This window comes from Paenibacillus sinensis, assembly GCF_019904155.1.
Taxonomy (GTDB): domain Bacteria; phylum Bacillota; class Bacilli; order Paenibacillales; family Paenibacillaceae; genus Paenibacillus_AQ; species Paenibacillus_AQ sinensis.
In genome coordinates, this window is the sequence record NZ_JAHCMB010000063.1 from 53,327 (window position 1) to 72,480 (window position 19,154).

Genomic DNA, 19,154 nt, shown 5'->3' on the forward strand with positions numbered 1-19,154 from the left:
TATTCACCTTTCTCTCGCCTGAAGACACCTATTGCAGCAGTGTCGGCATTTCACTGTCCGTCAGCTCGAAGTTGTTCTTGTACGGATAACCGGCTTCATATGGCACGACATCCATATGCACCTCACCGACATGGACAAAACGTTGCAGCAGCAGCTTCTTGGCGCAATCGGCGATTTCATAGGCCTCCATTACGCTGATTCTGGGGTTAACACTGATCGTGACCTGAAGATTGACATGCCGGCCTTCCTCCAGCGCCTTTAACTGCTCAACACGTATGACGCCGTGCACCTTCTGTACGGTGTCGATGAAGCTGACCGAGTCTTCATGCGGCAGCTCAAGACTCTTCTTCCCGTATATGGTGCTCATAATCAGCAGGTACCCTCTCCGTAGAATGAGGCAGGCTGCCAGCAGCGCGGCAATAGGGTCCAGATATACGAGCGGATGCCAATTCAGATAGCCGCCAAGCATGGAAGAAACGGCTCCAATCAGAACGGTCAGTGATGTATATAGGCTGAAGCGGTGGTTGTCAGCGTAAGCTGCGTGGCTTCCGTTGCCAAGCTTCTGGAAATACCGGTATTGATACTGAAAAATGACTTCCTTCACAAGCAGGGACAGACAGATGATCAGAATGGAAAGCTCTCCCGAAGGCCTCAGATCTCCACTGGTCAGATCCCGAATGGCGGAAAAGGCAATCTGCAATCCTCCCATCAGGATCAGCACTGCAAATACGACAGGCAGCACAGGCTCGCCGTTCTTCTTGGCATCCCGGGTATTCGGTCTCCGCTTCCGGTTACCCTCGGAGCCGCTCTGCCAAGGGAGAATCTCCGACAGCTTCGCCGCGGCATCCGCTCCGGAGTATAACGCATCGGCAATCAATGCCTTGCTTCCCGAGTAATAACCTACGCCGCCTTTGGCCAGAGCCAGCATAAAATCGCCGGCGATTCCAGTCCACGACACTCGTTCGTTTCTAGACGAATAGTTGTCATTCATCTGGGTTACCTCCTTGCCGAACCTTAGACACGCATGATGAGGGAATTCTGTCTTCCTTCGGCGTTTCAAAAGCCGCGTCGTCACGGACGCGGCCTTCGAATAACCTCATTGAGCTTTTGCTGGCTTGCTCTTCACCTTGGACTTCTGGTTCTTCTTAAGCAGCAGCCACAGCGGGCTGGCGATAAAGATGGAGGAGTAAGCCCCGAACAGCAGGCCGACTACCATGGCGAGCGAGAACATTCTGATCGATTCTCCGCCAAGCACCATCAGGAAGAATGCCGCGATGAAGACGGTGAGTGCCGTATAGAGGGACCGCATGATCGTCTGCGACACACTCTTGTTGACCAGGGTCTTCAAATCGTCGTAAGTCTTCTGCTTGCCGAACCGCAGATTCTCACGGATCCGGTCAAAGATAACGATGGTGTCGTTAATGGAATAACCGATGATCGTCAGAACCGCGATGATGAACGTCAGGTCCACCTCCAGCCGGAAGATGGAGAAGACGGCAACGACCATGAATGCATCGTGGATCAGGGCTACGATTGCCGCGATCGCAAAGCGCCATTCGAATCGGATGCTGACATAAATAATGATCCCGATACAGGACAACAGCACCGCATACATGGCGTTGCGGGCTAATTCCTTCGCCATTTCAGTGTCAACGGTATTGATCTCGAACGAAGCCTTGTCATCCAGCTTGGTGATCGCCTTCTTGAGGGCTTCGTCTTCCCCACTGGTGAGCTCTACGTCGTAGCGGATATTGACCCGCTGGCTGCCGATCGTCATGCTGGGCTCGTGACCGCTCTTAATCCCTTTAATGGCTCCGTCAATCTGCTCCTGGGTCAACTTCTTCGACAAGCTGATATCCACGTTGGAGCCAGCCTTGAAGTCAACGCTGTAATTCAGGTTGAAGATGGCGAGGAACACAATGCCGATCACAGTCAGCGAGATTGAGAAGATATAGAAGTACTTGCTTAAATGCACATAATCGAGCTCTTTCTTAAAGTGCATTGATTTCACTCTCCTTTACACCGAACTGCTTTGGCTTGCTCAGCTTGCCGGCCTTGACAAGCTGGTTCAGCATCCAGCGCGCGAAATAAAGGTTTGTAGCGATACTGAGCAGAATTTCCACAATCAGCACGAGCGCGAAGCCTTTGACCGAGCCGGTGCCGAATGCGAACATGACCGCCGCAACGATAATTGTCGTCACATTGGAGTCGATAACCGTCCGGAAAGAGGATTTGCTGCCTGCCTTGACGGAAGACATAATGCTCTTGCCGCTGCGCATTTCTTCATGGATGCGTTCATTCGTAATGATGTTGGCGTCAACCGCCATCCCGATCCCTAGAATAAAGGCGGCGATGCCGGGTAGCGTCAGCGTGAAATCCGCCAGCACAAACACCAGAATGAGCAGCCAGGTGTGAAGGATCAGCGCGAAGCTCGCGACGAGCCCCGGAATCCGGTACATGGCGATCATGAAGATCAGAATGAGCACGGAGGCGATCAGACCGGCACGAATGGTCTCGTCCAACGACTGCTTGCCAAGGGTGGCGCCAACGCTTTGGGAATATTTCTCCGTCAGCTTCAGCGGCAGTGCCCCGAGATTGATCGTATCGGCCAGTTCACGGGCTTCCGAAATGGTATAGTTGCCGGAGATGGAAGCCGTTCCGTCCGTTAGCACCGCTCTGACATACGGAGGGTTGGACAGTAGTGTATCGTCCAGGTAGATAGCCAGCTGCTTGCCGAGCAGACGCTTCGTAATTTCCGCGAATTTATCTTTATCTTTAACCTTGATGCTGATTTCGATCTGATTCAGGTTGTCGCGGCCAACGGAAGCGGCATTCTCAACGAAATCGCTGCCGACCAGCTCGATCTTGCTGAACGTTCCTGCCGGATCGCCTTCAGCAGCGCTTCGGAAAGTCAGTACAGCAGGTTCCTTCATCTTCTCTCTTACCTCAGCCTCGTTGGTGACACCGGCGATTTTCAGACGAATCCGATCCGAACCTTCGGTCGTAACCTCGGGTTCACTCGTTCCAAGCACGTTGGCTCGTTTCTCAAGGGCTGCAGCGGTCTGCAGCAGAGAAGCCCGGGTCAACTGCTGGCCCTGCTCGGAAGGCGTAGCTTGATATAAAATTTCAAAGCCGCCTTTCAAATCAAGACCAAGCCGCACTTTGTCCAGAAGACCGGGCGAAGATACCGCCATGACAGCCGTCAGGACCAGCACGGTGATGATGAAGCTCAGAAGTCTTTTCATGCTCTTGCTAGTTCCCCTTTCTTAAACTCAATATTCCTATTATAGCTAGGTGCCAAATAAGCGTCAATTAAGCAGGTATTGGCATTCCCTGCACGCCTATAGCTTATGTCTCCAAAAAAGCCCGCATCTATGGACATACGGACATGAGGGCAAACCGTTCCATTTTTTATCCATAAAAAAACGGCCGGCCATATGCGCTAGACGGGAGCGCACAAGCCTTCCGTTCAGATGATAGTTAGAGGATGAAGCCGTTTGCAAGGCAAAGCGGCCGCCTCCCGGATTATTTCAACCCTTTGTAGGCGGAAATCGTCAAATAGTTCATGTACGTCGTCACCTTCAGCGAGTAAATGTCATTCACTACCCGGTGAAGCGGCGGGGTCCCTTCTTTGGCGTAATTCCGACTGACACAGTCCCATATGTCCTCGGCCGTCACATATTCATAGCCGAGAAGCCGGAATTCCTCCGCTTTGCTGAGACACATGGCTTCGATTTCCTTAGCGGGCAGTTCTTGTTCTTCCTGATTCGATTCCACGTGTTCCACCTCCGGTACCCCTGTTACGTTCAACAACAAACGTTCAATAGCTTATATTCGACTCCAAAGCCCGCTTTCCTTCTTACATATCCAAAATGTTGTGCCAAGCATCCAGTCATGTCCAGCGAGACACGGCATATCCATGATAAAGGACAGGTCCGCTGTCGCCTATGCCTATTTCAACATGGGAAGAAGGAATGCCCCTTGAGAAACTCCAACAAACAGAGCTTTATTTACGGAACGCTCATTCTGCTGGCCGCGGGAATAGTCAACCGCATGCTGGGCTTCATACCGCGTATTGTGCTTCCCAGGCTCATCGGAGCTGAAGGCGTCGGCTTGTACCAGCTCGGGTATCCTTTTTTTCTCGTGCTCGTTACGGTTATAACCGGGGGGATTCCGCTGGCGGTGGCCAAAATGATCGCCGAAGCCGAAGGGAAGGGCAAGAATGAGCGTTCCAGGCAAATTCTGCATACCTCGCTCGGACTCAGCGTTGGTCTGGGTCTGCTGTTTACGGCCGTCTCTCTTGCACTCGCTCCATGGGTCTCCCATGTTATCCTAACAGACAGCCGGGTATATTTGACGCTGATTGCCATGACGCCGATGCTCAGCATCGTCGCCGTTTCAGCTGTCTACCGGGGCTACTTCCAGGGCAAGCAGAACATGATCCCTTCGGCGCTGTCCTCGGTGCTGGAGACCTTGATTCGCATCTTCTTCATGCTCTACTTCTCCTGGCTGCTCCTTCCAAAAGGAATGGCCTATGCAGCCGCTGGTGCCATGCTTGGCGTTACGGTCGGCGAGCTGGCGGGTATGCTCGTTCTGCTGGTTCAGTATCGTCTGACTATAACCAAGCCAACTGATATTTCAAACAAGCAAGACCCGTATTCAGATTCAGAGGGAGATCATAATCAACGCAATCAGGGCGTTATCCGGCAGCTGCTTCGTATTTCCATCCCGGTTACAGGCGGGAGGCTTGTCGGTTCCCTCTCCTATCTGCTGGAGTCGATCATAACGGCGCGGAGCCTGGCTATGGCCGGCGTCGCAACAGCGGTGGCAACCGCCCAGTACGGCTCACTTCAGGGAATGGTCATTCCGCTGCTGCTGCTGCCGGGCGCGCTGACTACCGCTCTTGCGGTCTCGCTGGTCCCGTCCCTGGCGGAAGCAGCCGCACGCAAGGACAGCAGCTCCATTCACAAGCGGATTCATCAGGCGCTCCGCCTGGCTATGGTAACAGGCGCTCCGTTTGCCGTGCTCATGTACGTTCTCGCCGACCCGCTGTGTACACTGCTGTACGGCAGTGCCGATACGGCGCCGATGCTGCGGATGATGGCTCCTTTTTCCCTGTTCATGTATGTGCAGCCTCCGCTGCAAGCCACTCTTCAGGCTATGGAACGTCCGGGTACGGCGCTGTTCAATACGCTCGCAGGCGCCATCGTCAAGATCGCGCTGATTCTCGGTCTTGCCTCCCGGCCCGAATATGGCATTAAAGGCGCGTTAATCGCCATTATCGTGAACAGCATTCTGGTAACGCTGCTGCACGGTTACAGTGTGGTCAAGCTTGTGTCCCTGCGGCTGAAGTCGGGGGATCTGCTCAAAATCGGCGCTGCGATGACCATTATGGGAGCCGGCGCCAAATACGTCTATCTGCACTCTCCCTATCCGGGAGCAGCGCAGTGGTTTAATTTCATCCTGGCTTCGGCACTGGGATTCGCCCTGTACATCGGCGTCTCGATGCTCACGGGCTTGTTCTCAAGGCAGGATCTCAAGAAGCTCCCTCTGTTCCGCCGCTGGCTGTAATTTTTCGCGGACCAACTGTATCCCTCTCAGATCCCATGGCTATTTATTGGGCCGCCGGTCGATATAGATTTTGCCTTTATGATCGATCGTGCATAGAAAAATATCCCGGAAGTCAGAGGTCCCCTTCTGCCGGACTTGATTTTTCAACCAAAACCGGTTTTTCCCGATCATCTCCAGATTCTCATCCTGCACCCTGCCGTCCATGATCAGCGGAACGGGAAGCCCCTCATACCGGATATTCTCGATTTTCATGCCGTGTTTATCCGATTGACCGGTGCCGTCTGAGGATTTGCCGCTACCCTTATGACCGCCTCCGAAGCCGGATGCCTGGTTCGTGCTGGTGTCGCCTGATCCTGAAGCATCCTTGTTCTTCTCTATAACCGTCAGCTGTCCCGTTGGCTCCAGAATCGCGAATTCGACATCTGCCAGATTCGTGATATTCTGCCCTCTTAGCTGAAGCAGCAAATCATCGATATTGTAACGCTGTTTGCGCATTTCTCTGGGCCGGATTTGCCCTCCCGAGATCAGAACGCTGGGTCTGCCGTCAATCAGTAGACGAAGCTTACGGCTCTTGAGGCTGAAATGTGCCAGTACGACTTGAGTCAGGACAAGCGTAGCCATGGGCACAAATCCGTCGTACAGCGGACGTTCGATATCTTCGATGACGAAGGTTGCGATCTCGGCGATCATGATGGAAATGGTCAGGTCAAACACCGAAAGCTTACCGATCTCCCGTTTCCCCATAATGCGCATACACAAGAAAATGGTCACATACATCAGCAGAGTCAAAAAAGCATGTGTGGCGATATGCCCAACCATTGGCTTAAGCTCTCCTTTCAGGTTAGCGGCCGACAAGCTCCGGGCAGGAGCCATGTAGTGCTAGTCTGACCTCACGAACTTTGGGACATTCGGACTCCTTGCGATCAATTCTTGGTAAAAGGCCAGGCCGCGCATTCTTGTACTAGTGTGGCAAGCTGTCTCATAAAATGAAGCAATGAACAATGCACCTGGACCAAGCGGCTATCATACAAAGCGTATGCTTCCGAAGCGAGTTTTGCGAAGATATTATCAAGGAAGTATATGCTATCAAAACTTTTAGGAGGATGAAATATGCATTTGCTCCGCAAACTATTACTGCCGAATGTCGGAAATCCCGTGCTGTCAGGGCTTGTCCGCGCCTTTCTGTGGATGCTGCTGGGAGCCTTTGCCCTGTCACTGCTTCTGTGGGGAAGCGGCCTTACCGAGCATGATTTATCGGTGTACACTTATGTCGTGCATGCCCTCGCTATTGTCTTCGGTGGCTGGGCTTCAGGAAGGCGCGCTTCCTCCAAGGGGTGGTATCAGGGCTGTCTGACAGGCGCTTTTTACGGCTTGATTGTGCTGCTCATTGGATTTCTGGCATTGGACGCTTCGCTCAGAGCAGCCGATATACTGTGGATTGCAGCGGCCGGTTTGATCGGAGCGGTTGGAGGCATACTGGGAGTTAATTTCCAGAAAGCGTAAATTTTTCGATGAAAAAAATTGAAACGCGCCTCTCAAAATGTGATACACTGTCTTCATCCCATGTCACTTTACACATTCAAGGAGGCTTCGAATCCTTTGCTTTACCATTCCATGACTACCATCAGCTGGTTTACCGTGGTGCTTGTAATTGTGCTGATCGGCCTGGGAGCCCGGCGGAACCCATTCGTCGCGCTGGCCAGCCTCGGCAAGGAATTGCTGCATTCCTACAAGCTGGTTCTCCTTGTAGCCGGTATGTTCGCCATCCTGGCCTTGAATAAGTATGAGCTGCAGATTGAGAAGTTGATGCATCTGACGTCCAATTATACGAGCTTTGTGTTTGGAATCGAAGGTCATTTCGTCCAGCACTTTCAACAGCTCTTCTTTGCACCCTGGCTGACGCCGATTATCGTATTCTTCTACATCTTCATGCTTCAGTCTGTATTGGCCGCATCACTCGGCGTGTACCTGCTGGACAAAAATCGGCTGTTGCTGTACGCCACTTGCTACGCCGTCATCGTGAATTATGCGGTTGCAATTCCGTTCTATCTGTATTTCCCGGTAAATGAGGTATGGTCCTATGCGCCGGCCGGTGTCCGGTTTGTCATGCTGGATGCCTTCCCTAATTTCGAATCGGAATACCGCGCATTGTCCGGGCTCAACAACTGCTTTCCCAGCCTGCATACGGCCATCTCGCTCACGACAGCGCTGCTGGCATTCCGCTCAGGCAACCGCCGCTGGATGGTTATTTCAGGCATATCCGCGGCAGTCATCATCTTTGGCATTTTTTACTTAGGCATTCACTGGCTAACCGACATGATGGGCGGCACTGTGCTGGCTATAGTGTCCTCCTCGCTCAGCATCCAGCTTGCCAAGCTGACGCTTCGCGGCGGCGAATCCGCCGTAAGAGTCGGAAGCGAAGCGCCGCACATCTAACAGAAAACTTCCTAGGAAGGTGTCTGGCGTTGCACCGGCTGCAGCAATTGTACGTACAAGGCAAAGAGCCCTTCTTCAGGGCTCTTTCGTTTTTTCATATTGTGGTCAGCATCGTTTCTTTACAACATCTTGTCCGTCTCATATGAAGTTTCCTGTTCGGCACGCAGGGTTATTGCACGATCCTCCTCAACTCAACTTCTCAATGCAATCATGCTGTATGCGGCAGTTCGCAAATTTATTTCGGGCACAGCAATAAACGGCATTCCTTCCCATACGGAAAGAATGCCGTTTATAAGTTGCCTTGGCTTGTTGCTTTAGTTTGTTGCTGTAGATCGTACCTTCCGACAGATGGCCGGGAATTATTCCTTCGTATCCGTAGAGATCGCGTGGCTGATCGAACCGCGGTCAAAGGTCAGCTTGGTGACATCATTAACGCGGAGTACAGCGATATCATTCGTAATTTCCACAATGGTTCCGTGCAGGCCCCCGATGGTTACCACCTTGTCGCCTTTTTTCAGCTCTTTCAGCATCTGGTTGCGCGACTTGGTCTTCTTCTGCTGGGGACGGATCAGCAGGAAGTAGAACACGACGAACATCAGAACGAACGGCAGGATAAGCCCATAAATGCTTGAGGCTTGCGAGCCGCTAGCAGCAGCGTATTGAAACATCTTTCTCCCTCCTCTCAGCAAATCATGCACAATCAGCAATTAGAAGCCTTTTGTATTGTCATGTAAACCGTATTGCGCGAAAAACTCATCGCGAAAATCCAGCAGTCGGTCTTCCATGATGGCTTTACGCACCTTACGCATCAGATCCAACAGGAAGTACAGATTATGGTAGGTCGTCAGACGAAGTCCGAACGTCTCATCGCTCTTAATCAAATGGCGCAAATACGCACGCGAATAATTGCGGCATGTATAGCAGTCGCATTCAGGATCAAGCGGCCCGAAATCACGGGCATATTGGGCGTTGCGGACGACAAGTCTTCCCTGACTGGTCATCGTTGTTCCATTCCGGGCAATTCGGGTCGGCAGAACGCAATCGAACATGTCCACTCCCCGGATTGCACCTTCCAGCAGCGCGTCAGGCGAACCGACGCCCATCAAATAGCGCGGTTTGTTCTGCGGCAGCAGCGGAACCGTGTAATCCAGAACTTCATACATAAGCTGCTTGGACTCTCCGACACTGAGCCCTCCAATAGCATACCCCGGGAAATCCATGGAAGTCAAATCCGCCGCGCTCTGACGGCGCAGGTCTTCGTACATGCCTCCCTGCACGATCGCGAAGAGACCCTGATCGTGAGGACGGGCGTGGGCTTTCAGACAGCGTTCAGCCCAGCGAGTCGTCCGCTCCATCGAGCGCTTGACATAATCATACTCCGCCGGATAGGGTGCGCATTCGTCAAAAGCCATCATAATATCGGAGCCGAGCGCATTCTCTACTTCCATCGCAACCTCAGGAGAGAGGAATTTCTTATCTCCGTTAAGGTGGGAGCGGAAATGTACGCCTTCCTCCGTAATCTTACGCATCTCGGCCAGCGAGAACACCTGAAAGCCGCCGCTGTCCGTCAGAATGGGGCGGTCCCAGTTCATGAATTTATGCAGACCACCCGCTTCGCGGACGATATCATGACCCGGGCGAAGGAACAGATGATAGGTGTTGCTCAGAATAATCTGGGCATCCATCTCCTTCAATTCTTCCGGACTCATTGTCTTCACCGTTGCCTGCGTGCCAACCGGCATGAAGGTCGGCGTCTCGATTACACCGTGAGGCGTATGCACCCGGCCGAGCCGGGCTCCCGACTGCTTGCAGGTTTTAATATGCTCATATGTTATAGCTGCCATTTTTGATAACCCATCCTTACTTAGTAAATGAACATCGCGTCACCGAAACTGAAGAACCGGTAATCTTCCCGGATCGCTTCCTGGTAGGCGTTTAAAATATGCTCCCGGCCGGCCAGCGCGCTGACCAGCATGACGAGTGTGGATTTAGGCAGATGAAAGTTCGTAATCAGCGCATCCACAAGTTTGAACGAATAGCCCGGATAGATGAAAATATCCGTCCAGCCGCTGCACGCCTCAAGCGGACCATCCCCAAACATTCCGCCTACGGTTTCCAGCGTCCGGCACGAGGTCGTTCCGACCGCCACAATCCGTCCGCCCTCGGCCCGCGCCTTGTTCAGTATATCCGCCGTTTCCTGCGAGAGCATGAAGAATTCGGCATGCATAACATGCTCTTCAACCGTCTCCACCGACATCGGGCGGAAGGTGCCAAGACCGACATGCAGCGTGATATACGCAAGACGAACCCCTTTGTCCTGAATCTGCTTCAGTAGCTCTTTCGTGAAATGCAGTCCGGCCGTCGGCGCTGCCGCCGAGCCCTCGTTCCTGGCATACACGGTCTGATAACGCTCCCGGTCATCAAGCTTTTCCTTAATATAGGGAGGAAGTGGCATCGTGCCCAGCCTGTCCAGAATCTCCTGAAAAATACCTTGATAGATGAAGCGGAGCGTACGGCCGCCCATGTCACTTTCATCCTCGACCACTGCACGCAGTTCCTCTCCAAAGGAGATCACCGCGCCGGTCTTGAGCTTCTTGCCGGGTTTAACGAGCGCTTCCCATCGGTCCTCACCCAGATTCTTCAGAAGCAGCACTTCCGCTTTCGCCCCGGTGTCTTCCTTGACCCCGAAGAGGCGGGCCGGAATCACCCGGGTATCGTTCAGCACCAGCGTGTCGCCGGGCTTCAGTTCATTCAGAATATCGGTAAAATGCCGGTGACCCGTCACTCCGCTGGATTTATCCAGCGTGAGCAGCCTGGAAGCGCTGCGGTCCGGTAACGGAGTCTGGGCAATCAGTTCCTCTGGCAGATCAAAATCATATAAATCCACATTCATTGCAGGTCATTCCTTAGTTATAGTCACGTTCTGAAAATAGTGTTGCAAAATTGCCTTGTAATCATACCCTTCATCGGCCATCCCTTTAACGCCCCATTGGGACATACCCAAGCCATGTCCGTTGCCCTTGCCGATGAACATGAAGCCGGGGGATGAATTGATGACGCGTGCCTCGGACTGGTTGTTCATAACAACCGTCCCGCTTCCCCCTCCCGTCACAACACCGGAAGCGGAGAGGACGCTTGTCTGGCCGGATACCGTTGAGGTCTGGCCGTTCGCGCCTAATACAGTATAACTGCCGGCAGGCACAATATCAAACAAAGTGCTCGGCAGACCGCCAAAGGCTGAACGGTACAAATCGGGATACTTCACGCTCAGCGGTGTTCCGTTGGCCTTGACCATCATGGCTCGTCCCGAAGGACCGCGCTGCGTGACCTCAAGCGTTATGATCGAAGAAGGAAGGGAGGCCGTAGTCTTGCCCTGCAGGCTCTTCAAAATATCTGCCGAAGTAAAAGGCCCCTTGATCCAGCTATAGCTGCCCGACTCTGATACCTTGTCCAGCACAACCGCTGTGTCGCCTGGATTCAGCTTGCCAACCGGATCTTTGCCTGATTCCACCACAGGCATCGCCCGCACATTGACATCTTTGGTCGTCGCCGTCAACAGCTGCATACCCGCCGCGTTCTTGTTCCCCGTCAGCTTGACGTTGTCTTCGCGGACGTAACCGGCGCTGCCGCTTGACAGCTGCACATAATACCACATCTTGGATGATACCGCCGAGGTATCCCCAGGACTATCCACGCTGGCGAACACACTGCCGCCGCTGTTCCATACCTCGGAGGGATCGGCTGTCTTCCCGCCGCTGTTCGACGAGAAGACGGCTTCAACCACGCTGCCCCCGTTCATGAGCAGCTCGCCAGAGGTTGCGTCAACAGCGGCTATCACCGAGGCCGCCTCACTTCCGGTTCCGTTATACACCTGACTAAGCGTCGTATCCACAACATTCGCAATGTCGAAACGGTTACCCTGCGCCAGCGCATAGCTGCGCGCCGCCACCGCCTGCGCCTTCAGCGCTTCGGCCGGCCAGCTCGAAGAGACTTCGCCGCCTACCACGGAGTACAGGTACTGCTCCAGCGGCACGACATTGATCACCGACAGCGAGCCGTTCGACGCGCCGAGCTCAAGACTTCCCCGGTACGTCCGCTTCGACCGTTCCGTTAATTGAATGCCGGCCGTACCCGCCGCCATGACCGGCGTTCCGCCGGATACGGCATAATGCGCCGCCTGGGTCTCGGCGCTGAAATCAAGACCCGCATCGGTCCGGATTATCAACCCGGCCCCTGCGGTTCCGAGTGTGACCTGAGGCAGCGCCTGGCTCAGCACCAGCTTGGCTGCGGCCAGGTCGGCGTCATTCGCCGCTTCGGCCACCCATACCTCATACCGCGTTCCCCCGCCATCCACGGGAACGACCGCGGTCCAGGCATCGACGCCAGCGGCGGCTAGAGACAGCCTTGCCGTGTCGGCCTCCGCCTGGGTCGTATAACTTCCGGCGGTCAAATGCTTCCCGCCCTGGACTGCCGGCGTCTGATCCGCCGGCAGTCCAAGTCCTGCCTTCGCGACTCTCGTGGCCGCATTCTTCGCAGCGCTTTCGCTGGCATATGTACCTGTATAGAGCTGATAGATGTTCGCTCCGCCCTTCGAATTCAGGAACAGCAGCGGCTTGTCATCGGTTGCGCTAAGCTTCTTCGCCGCTGCGGCAGCCGTCTGCCAGGATGACGTCTCGAGTACCTTGACCCGGTAGCCGTCAAGGCTGACCCGGGCTCTGCTGCCCGCAGGCACGGTCACCAGCGAGACCCCGCTGTCCTTGGCGGACAGGCTCCAGGCTTGTCCCGATTGCAGCGTCACGACAGGCACTGTCAGTTTATATTTGCTGCCGATATCAGCGAACAGCGCTACACGAATCGTATCGCCGGATTGCGCATGGCCGGTTTCTGCAGGCAGTATCAGGCTACCGGCAGCCAATACAGCGGCCAGCATGCCCTTGGCAAGCGCCGGTCTTCCTTTGGTCCACAAACCCTTCATTCTCACGTTCTCCTCCCATAGCCAGGTGCTGACTCTTTTTTAATTCTGCTCCGGAGGGAGCGGGATTCCCAAATGGTGATAAGCTGCGGGCGTTGCTACTCTGCCCCGAGGCGTTCGCTGAAGGAAGCCGATCTGCAGCAGATAAGGCTCATATACGTCTTCAATGGTCTGGCTTTCCTCGCCTACCGTGGCGGCAATCGTATCGAGTCCGACCGGGCCTCCGCGGAAGCCGGTAATCATGGAATGCAGCATACGGTGGTCGATGCTGTCCAGCCCTCTGGGATCGACCTGCAGCATTTTCAGCGCTTCTTCTGCAACTTCGGGCGTGATAATACCGTCGCCCTTAACCTGTGCATAGTCGCGGACACGCTTGAGCAGGCGGTTCGCGATCCGGGGTGTTCCCCGTGAGCGGAGCGCAATCTCCTCGGCTGCGTCTCCAACAATTTCGATGCCGAAAATATCAGCTCCCCGGGATACGATATAGCTGAGCTCGTCCACCGTGTAGAATTCGAGTCTGCTGACAACACCGAAACGGTCGCGAAGCGGGGCGGACAATAGCCCGGCTCGCGTCGTCGCTCCAACCAGCGTGAACGGCGGCAGATCCAGCCGGACCGAGCGTGCGCTCGGCCCTTTGCCGATCATAATATCAAGCGCATAATCCTCCATCGCCGGATACAGCACTTCCTCCACTGTCCGGTGCAGTCTGTGGATCTCGTCGATGAAGAGCACATCGCCCTCCTGCAGATTCGTCAGCAGTGCCGCCAAATCGCCCGGCCGCTCGATCGCTGGCCCCGAAGTCGTGCGCAGATTCACGCCTAGCTCGTTGGCGATAATGTTCGCCAGCGTCGTTTTGCCAAGACCGGGGGGACCGTACAGCAGCACATGATCCAGCGCCTCGCTGCGCATTTTGGCCGCTTCGATATAAATCTTGAGATTCTCCTTGACCTGGTTCTGTCCAATATATTCGGCTAAATAGCGGGGACGCAGACTAAGCTCCACCGCCTGATCTTCCATCATTAAATTCGCGGATATGATCCGGTCCTCCATCTTTCATCGCTCCACTTCGTCAAAGGTAAGAAACTGCAACGCGTTCGGCGTACACGGCCCTGGGACCTCATGCAGCCTTACCCTTTTATTTGGCGACATACAGCAGCTTCAGCGCTTTTTTCATCAGCACATCGACCGAAGATTCCTCTGCGCCTTCTTTTTTCAGCGACAGCCAGACACGGTCCAATTCCGCTTCCGTATAACCGAGCGCCTTCAGGCCGTCCCGCGCCTCCTGCCAGGAGGTCTCGCCGCTTGCACTCTCCTCTGCGACTGCGAACAGCCCTGTCTGGAATGTAATCGTTCCCAGCCCGTCCAGCTTATCCTTCAAATCCAGGATCATGCGCTGGGCCGTCTTCTTCCCGATTCCCGGCAGCTTGGTGAGGAACGTAAGGTTCTCTTGATATATGGCCGAAATAACATGATCCGGTGTACCACCCGACAGGATGCCGAGCGCGACGCGGGGGCCGATCCCCGACACCTCGATCAGCTTGCGGAACAGCTTCTGCTCCTCCCTCGTCGGGAATCCGAACAACTGAATGGCGTCTTCACGCACATGGTGATGTATATATATCGTAACCGGCCCTTCCTGTTTGGCAAAAGCGTAAGGATTCGGGCAGAACACCCGATACCCTACTCCCTGCACGTCCAGCACCACATATTCCTGCTCCAGGTGCACAACCGGACCTCTTAAGAAATCGATCATTTTCGCAATACCTCATTTATTTTCGAATTGAGTGTGTAGGAGTGGGCATGACAGACGGCTACCGCAAGCGCATCGGCCACGTCATCGGGCTTCGGCACAGCGCTCAGCTTCAGGAACATTCGGACCATTTCCTGCACCTGCTTCTTCTCCGCCTTCCCGTAGCCGACAATCGCCTGTTTCACCTGCATCGGCGTATATTCCGCTATCGGAAGTCCCCGCTGCACCGAAGCCAAAATCAGCACGCCCCGCGCCTGGCTTACCGACATCGCCGTTGTGACGTTCCGGTTGAAAAATAGCTTCTCGAACGCCACCGCATCCGGCTTGTAACGGTCAATCAGTTGAAGCATGCCTTCATATACGTGAAGCAGCCGTTCCTCGTCAGGCGTATGAGCTTCCGTCTGGATGCTGCCGTACTGCACCGGTGTCAGCTTGCTGCCGTTCTTATCGATGAAACCGAAGCCTACTATCGCAATCCCCGGGTCGATCCCCAAAATCCGCAAGACCATCTCTCCTCTGCCCTAGCAGCATGCCTATTCCTCTGAACCATAGCTTCGCCCTGAAAGCGAACATATGTATTCCTTCTACCCATTATAGCAAAAATAGGCTAAGCCGGGGGCATAAAGTTTGCGACCCGCGACAAAGAAGCGGCTGCCCGCCGATAGGCGTACAACCGCTACTAAAATGCTTGGTAGACCATCAAATAATATAAATCTGTATTCGGTCCCCTCTTTATTGAATGGAGTCAGGCAACCTGATGCTTTTTAAAGCCTCGATAAGCCAAAGGCAGAAACAGAACAGCGATCAACACAGCTACACTTGCCAGCACGTAAGGCTCGGGCATCCGGTATCCGAATATATGGTAGAGCTCATAATGGGAAAAGGCGGAATAGCCGTTCATCATTTTCACCGGAAACAGGTTGAGCAGATGGTTGAAGAGCCGACTGTTTTTACTGTACGGAATGAGCAGCGGTGCAAACAGTAGAATAGCCGAGCCTATGATGACGGAGAAAGGCGTTCTCATTCGGGAAGACAGCAGCAGCGTTATCGCCATTACCGCCAGACAAGCCAGATAACCGAGCGCTACGGCACATAGATAGGTCTGAAACAGTGTCAGTGGAAAAGGTGCCCGGAGCTGAATGATCTGCAGACTGCTGTTCCAGCCATATAGACCGTACACTCCGAGAGTCGGCAGGGTAAAAAGCAACACACCCAGAACATAAATGCAGGTTGTCAGAATCAGGCTTGCCTTCAGCTTGGAGGCAACCACCTTGCTGCGCCCATACCGGGAAGAGAGAATAATCGAATCCGCACCGCTCTCATATTCACCCGCGAATACGGGCGATACGCATATGCAGACCAGAAAGGCTATGGCAAAAACAATCAGCCATAAATTGAGCAGCACATTTTTCCACCCCTCCGCATAGTCGAAGCTGAACGGTTCGGGAATCCGGCTGTTCATTTCCATATAATAGGATTTGTCAGCAGCGGAATAATTGCCGTATGTATAGTCGGTATTCAAATAAGCGTTCACTTTATCGAGCCGTTTGTTATAGAATTCGACGGCATCTCCGGTCTTCAGCTTACCGACGATGTAGTAATCGTATTCCGATAAGGGGGAATATGCTTCACGGATGAGGCTTAAGATTTTGTAATCCGGCTGTTCGTACTTGCCATAAGCTTCATTGCTCAGGTCCGCCTCGCTGGCTTCAACCGATGTATTGAGATTGCCTTTGTCGCTTCTTACCAGATGGTAACGGCTGATAACCTTGGCGATTCTATCTTCCGTTAGCACTCCCGCTTCCGCATGGGTCTGCTTCTTGGCGAGAGCAATGGCCGACAGACCTTTCAGTTCCTTGCCATTCTCATCCGTCCAGCTCTCGAAGGAGACTGCCGACACCAGAAGCAGGATAGAGCCCAGCAGCAGGACCACCACGCCAACGGCGAACGACTTTTTTCGAATCATTTTACGCAGTTCGAAAGAAGTAAGTGAGCTCATGCGATCCCCCCACTTCGTTCGGAGGAGGAAGCTTCGTCCCTGAAATAGAACAGATACAGATCCTCCAGCGTCGCGGGCACCGGCGCAGCACCGCTTGTAGGCCGCTCCTTGGATACAATCCTCAGCTCTACCTCATCACCCTCATGCTTTAAATTGCTGATGCAGTATCGGTCACTCCACTCATTTGCTTCACCCGCAGGAATTCGGCAAGTCCATACCGAACTTTCCATCGATGCCGTCAGTTGTTGAGGGGTCCCGTTCATCAGCATGCTGCCTTTCCTCATGACAAAGATTTGATCAGCTATGTACTCCACATCCGACACAATATGGGTTGAGAGCAGCACTATTTTATTTCTGGCCAAGTCCGAGATCAGATTTCGGAATCGCACCCGCTCCTTGGGGTCGAGACCGGCTGTGGGCTCATCCAGCACAACGACCCCAGGATCGTTCAGCATTGCCTGAGCGATACCCAGGCGCTGCTTCATTCCCCCAGAGAAGGTGCGGATCTTGCGCCTGGACACATCTGCCAAAGCCACCAGCCCCAGCAGCTCGCGGGATCTGGCTTTACCAGTGCGTAGCGACAATCCCTTTAGTGAAGCGACATACCAGAGAAATTCCTCCGCTGTAAAATCAGGATAATAACCGAAGTTCTGCGGTAAATACCCGAGCAAAGCCCGATAGCTCTCACCCATCTCCTCGATATCGATTCCATCAAACAAGATCTGGCCCGAAGTAGGTGACAGCACGCCGCAAATCATGCGCATCAAGGTCGTCTTCCCTGCGCCATTTGCACCGAGCAAGCCGTAGACTCCGGAGCCTAGGGAGACGGTAACGTCCCGCACGGCCGTTTTATCTGCGAATTGTTTGCTCAGCTTATCCAGCTTTAATTCCATTTTTAGTCCCCCTTCTTTCTTGGACGATCGAAAATCAAGCTCCATTCAGCGCGTCGATAGTTCGGTAAGCCTGAGGAAGCCGTCTAAGCTCTTCAGCCATTGCCGCGAGGGAACTAAACAGAACGACGATCCAGATGCCGGTTGTCTGGTCCGTGAACAGGCTCTTATGCAGAAAAGATAGAAAGAACTGCACCAGAACAAGGAGTGCCGTGAATACCAAACAGCCCATATCCTTGCTTCGAATGCGGTTCAGAATGTGCAGGCAGCCCAGCAGTGCAATGGTGAACGGAACGAGCACGTACAGCAGAATCAAATATCCTTTGAACTCAAAGCTGAGGTTCAGCATCACCAGCAGACCGCCCAGGCATAGCACATCCGTACAGGCTAAAATAGTCACGCGCGCAGCCACCAGTCGTACGATCGAACGTTTTCCGCTTAACTCCAGTTCCAGCATCCCATACCGGAAAGAACGGGCAAGCACCTGCGCTCCCGCCAACGCCAGCAGCGGTGCTGCAATCGTCATGAGGGCCAGCATCTGCGCTGGCGGCAGTGAGGAGAAGGTCATAAATTCGTGCAGAGACAACGCCGCCAATACAACAATCAGCAGGTGCGCCGCCCAGGTCTTGGCTCCTATGAAGCGAAGCTGTGAGGCAAGAAAGTCACGGCTACCTCCTTGCTCTGGAAGATCGGTGCGTCCGTCCAGAATTTCACTAGATCGCGCAATGGTCTCCTCAATCCGCCCTGGATCAGATGGAGGTGTTGGGTGCAGCTGCAGAAGCTTTTCCATTTCTTTTAACCTTTGCTTGTTCAAGCTCCTTTCCCCTTTCCAGTTCTTTTCGAAGTAGCGTCAGACCTCTTCTCATCTTGTACTGAACCAGGCAGATACTGATCCCGGTAATCTCGGCAATCTCGCGATATTTCATATCGTGGACAAAGCGCAGGAGCAGGATTTCCCTCTGATCCGGCGGCAGAACGCTGAGCATCTGCCGAACACTCTGGCCGCTCTCCACAGCTTCCTCCATGGGGATGTCGTCACCGCATATGATATCCGCGTTTTCCAGAGCCAGCGGCCGGCCGTCTTGCAGATAGTCGCTGCATAGTCGGCGTGCGATGGTATACAGATATGCTCTAAGCTTTCCTCCATGAGTATATCTGTCAAAACAGCGAAAAAAACGGTAGAAGGTTTCCTGCGTGATATCCTGAGCAGTCTCCTGACTTCCCGTCTTCCAGTAGCAGTACTTCTCGATACTGGAATAATGACGCCGGATCAGATTGTCAAGGTATTCCTTCTCTCCCCGACGAATCCGGCGAATGCATTCCTCGTCATCCACCGTTTCACCTCCTCTCTATCCTGTATAACTGTAAAAGGAGCCAAAATTATAATTAAGGAAAAAATAATTTCACTGTTCATTATTCTAACACTTATGTAAAACATAGGGATGTTGGAAGGTGTACAATCGAGTAGGAGGGGGCGGCAAGCCCCCGTCCTCTCACACCACCGTACATGCGGGTCCGCATACGGCGGTTCCAAAA

General features: G+C 53.7%; 19 protein-coding genes. 3 read left to right on the top strand and 16 right to left on the bottom strand.

Going from position 1 to position 19,154, the window contains the following annotated elements; translation table 11 throughout:
* Nucleotides 1-28 precede the first annotated feature (28 nt).
* The 4 genes from KIH86_RS08715 to KIH86_RS08730 form a co-directional block, all read right to left on the bottom strand.
* The gene (locus KIH86_RS08715; protein WP_223084006.1) at nt 29-991 is read right to left on the bottom strand and encodes a cation diffusion facilitator family transporter; all 963 of its coding nucleotides are present in this window, start codon (nt 989-991) and stop codon (nt 29-31) included.
* Nucleotides 992-1,096: 105 nt separating this feature from the next.
* Nucleotides 1,097-2,002 carry a protein translocase subunit SecF gene (gene secF, locus KIH86_RS08720; RefSeq protein ID WP_223084007.1) on the bottom strand — a complete coding sequence of 302 codons (906 nt, stop codon included), beginning with the start codon at nt 2,000-2,002 and terminating at the stop codon, nt 1,097-1,099.
* On the bottom strand, nt 1,992-3,245 hold the full coding sequence (gene secD / locus KIH86_RS08725; protein ID WP_223084008.1) for a protein translocase subunit SecD: 1,254 nt from the start codon (nt 3,243-3,245) through the stop codon (nt 1,992-1,994). The genes secF and secD overlap by 11 nt, the downstream gene beginning before the upstream one ends.
* 280 nt (nt 3,246-3,525) lie before the next feature.
* Nucleotides 3,526-3,777, bottom strand: coding sequence for a post-transcriptional regulator (locus KIH86_RS08730; protein WP_268964132.1), 252 nt, complete (start codon nt 3,775-3,777; stop codon nt 3,526-3,528).
* A gap of 117 nt (nt 3,778-3,894) precedes the next feature.
* Between KIH86_RS08730 and spoVB the strand changes: the two genes are divergently transcribed.
* On the top strand, nt 3,895-5,571 hold the full coding sequence (gene spoVB, locus KIH86_RS08735) for a stage V sporulation protein B (protein ID WP_223084009.1): 1,677 nt from the start codon (nt 3,895-3,897) through the stop codon (nt 5,569-5,571).
* 39 nt (nt 5,572-5,610) lie between these two features.
* Here spoVB and KIH86_RS08740 read toward each other — a convergent pair whose 3' ends face one another.
* On the bottom strand, nt 5,611-6,390 hold the full coding sequence (locus tag KIH86_RS08740) for a DUF421 domain-containing protein (protein WP_223084010.1): 780 nt from the start codon (nt 6,388-6,390) through the stop codon (nt 5,611-5,613).
* Between the two features lie 291 nt (nt 6,391-6,681).
* Here KIH86_RS08740 and KIH86_RS08745 point away from each other — a divergent pair, with 291 nt between their 5' ends.
* A complete protein-coding gene (locus KIH86_RS08745; RefSeq protein ID WP_223084011.1) occupies nt 6,682-7,074 on the top strand; it encodes a TIGR04086 family membrane protein in 393 nt (130 codons plus the stop codon).
* Between the two features lie 96 nt (nt 7,075-7,170).
* Nucleotides 7,171-8,007: a phosphatase PAP2 family protein gene (locus KIH86_RS08750; protein ID WP_235775325.1), complete on the top strand. Its 837-nt coding sequence runs from the start codon at nt 7,171-7,173 to the stop codon at nt 8,005-8,007.
* A gap of 359 nt (nt 8,008-8,366) precedes the next feature.
* On the opposite strand, the gene yajC is transcribed toward KIH86_RS08750, so the two are convergent.
* The 11 genes from yajC to KIH86_RS08805 all read right to left on the bottom strand — a co-directional run bounded on the left by yajC (nt 8,367) and on the right by KIH86_RS08805 (nt 18,952).
* Nucleotides 8,367-8,675, bottom strand: a complete 309-nt coding sequence (gene yajC / locus KIH86_RS08755; protein WP_223084012.1) for a preprotein translocase subunit YajC — start codon at nt 8,673-8,675, stop codon at nt 8,367-8,369.
* Nucleotides 8,676-8,714: 39 nt separating this feature from the next.
* Nucleotides 8,715-9,851 (bottom strand): tRNA guanosine(34) transglycosylase Tgt, encoded by a 1,137-nt coding sequence (tgt, locus tag KIH86_RS08760; protein WP_223084013.1) that lies wholly within the window; start codon nt 9,849-9,851, stop codon nt 8,715-8,717.
* A gap of 20 nt (nt 9,852-9,871) precedes the next feature.
* A complete protein-coding gene (gene queA / locus KIH86_RS08765) occupies nt 9,872-10,900 on the bottom strand; it encodes a tRNA preQ1(34) S-adenosylmethionine ribosyltransferase-isomerase QueA (protein ID WP_223084014.1) in 1,029 nt (342 codons plus the stop codon).
* 6 nt (nt 10,901-10,906) lie between these two features.
* The gene (locus KIH86_RS08770; RefSeq protein WP_223084015.1) at nt 10,907-12,982 is read right to left on the bottom strand and encodes a SpoIID/LytB domain-containing protein; all 2,076 of its coding nucleotides are present in this window, start codon (nt 12,980-12,982) and stop codon (nt 10,907-10,909) included.
* Between the two features lie 39 nt (nt 12,983-13,021).
* Complete coding sequence (gene ruvB / locus KIH86_RS08775; protein WP_223084016.1) at nt 13,022-14,029, bottom strand: Holliday junction branch migration DNA helicase RuvB; 1,008 nt, start codon at nt 14,027-14,029, stop codon at nt 13,022-13,024.
* A gap of 85 nt (nt 14,030-14,114) precedes the next feature.
* Nucleotides 14,115-14,732: a Holliday junction branch migration protein RuvA gene (ruvA, locus tag KIH86_RS08780; RefSeq protein WP_223084017.1), complete on the bottom strand. Its 618-nt coding sequence runs from the start codon at nt 14,730-14,732 to the stop codon at nt 14,115-14,117.
* A complete protein-coding gene (gene ruvC, locus KIH86_RS08785; RefSeq protein ID WP_223084018.1) occupies nt 14,729-15,232 on the bottom strand; it encodes a crossover junction endodeoxyribonuclease RuvC in 504 nt (167 codons plus the stop codon). The genes ruvA and ruvC overlap by 4 nt, the downstream gene beginning before the upstream one ends.
* 242 nt (nt 15,233-15,474) lie before the next feature.
* On the bottom strand, nt 15,475-16,728 hold the full coding sequence (locus KIH86_RS08790) for an ABC transporter permease subunit (protein WP_223084019.1): 1,254 nt from the start codon (nt 16,726-16,728) through the stop codon (nt 15,475-15,477).
* Entirely contained in the window at nt 16,725-17,621 is an 897-nt protein-coding gene (locus KIH86_RS08795) for an ABC transporter ATP-binding protein (protein ID WP_223084020.1), read from the bottom strand. Before KIH86_RS08795 ends, KIH86_RS08790 begins: the two co-directional genes overlap by 4 nt.
* A gap of 34 nt (nt 17,622-17,655) precedes the next feature.
* Nucleotides 17,656-18,408 (bottom strand): hypothetical protein, encoded by a 753-nt coding sequence (locus KIH86_RS08800; protein WP_223084021.1) that lies wholly within the window; start codon nt 18,406-18,408, stop codon nt 17,656-17,658.
* The gene (locus tag KIH86_RS08805; RefSeq protein WP_223084022.1) at nt 18,368-18,952 is read right to left on the bottom strand and encodes an RNA polymerase sigma factor; all 585 of its coding nucleotides are present in this window, start codon (nt 18,950-18,952) and stop codon (nt 18,368-18,370) included. The genes KIH86_RS08800 and KIH86_RS08805 overlap by 41 nt, the downstream gene beginning before the upstream one ends.
* Between the last annotated feature and the right edge of the window lie 202 nt (nt 18,953-19,154).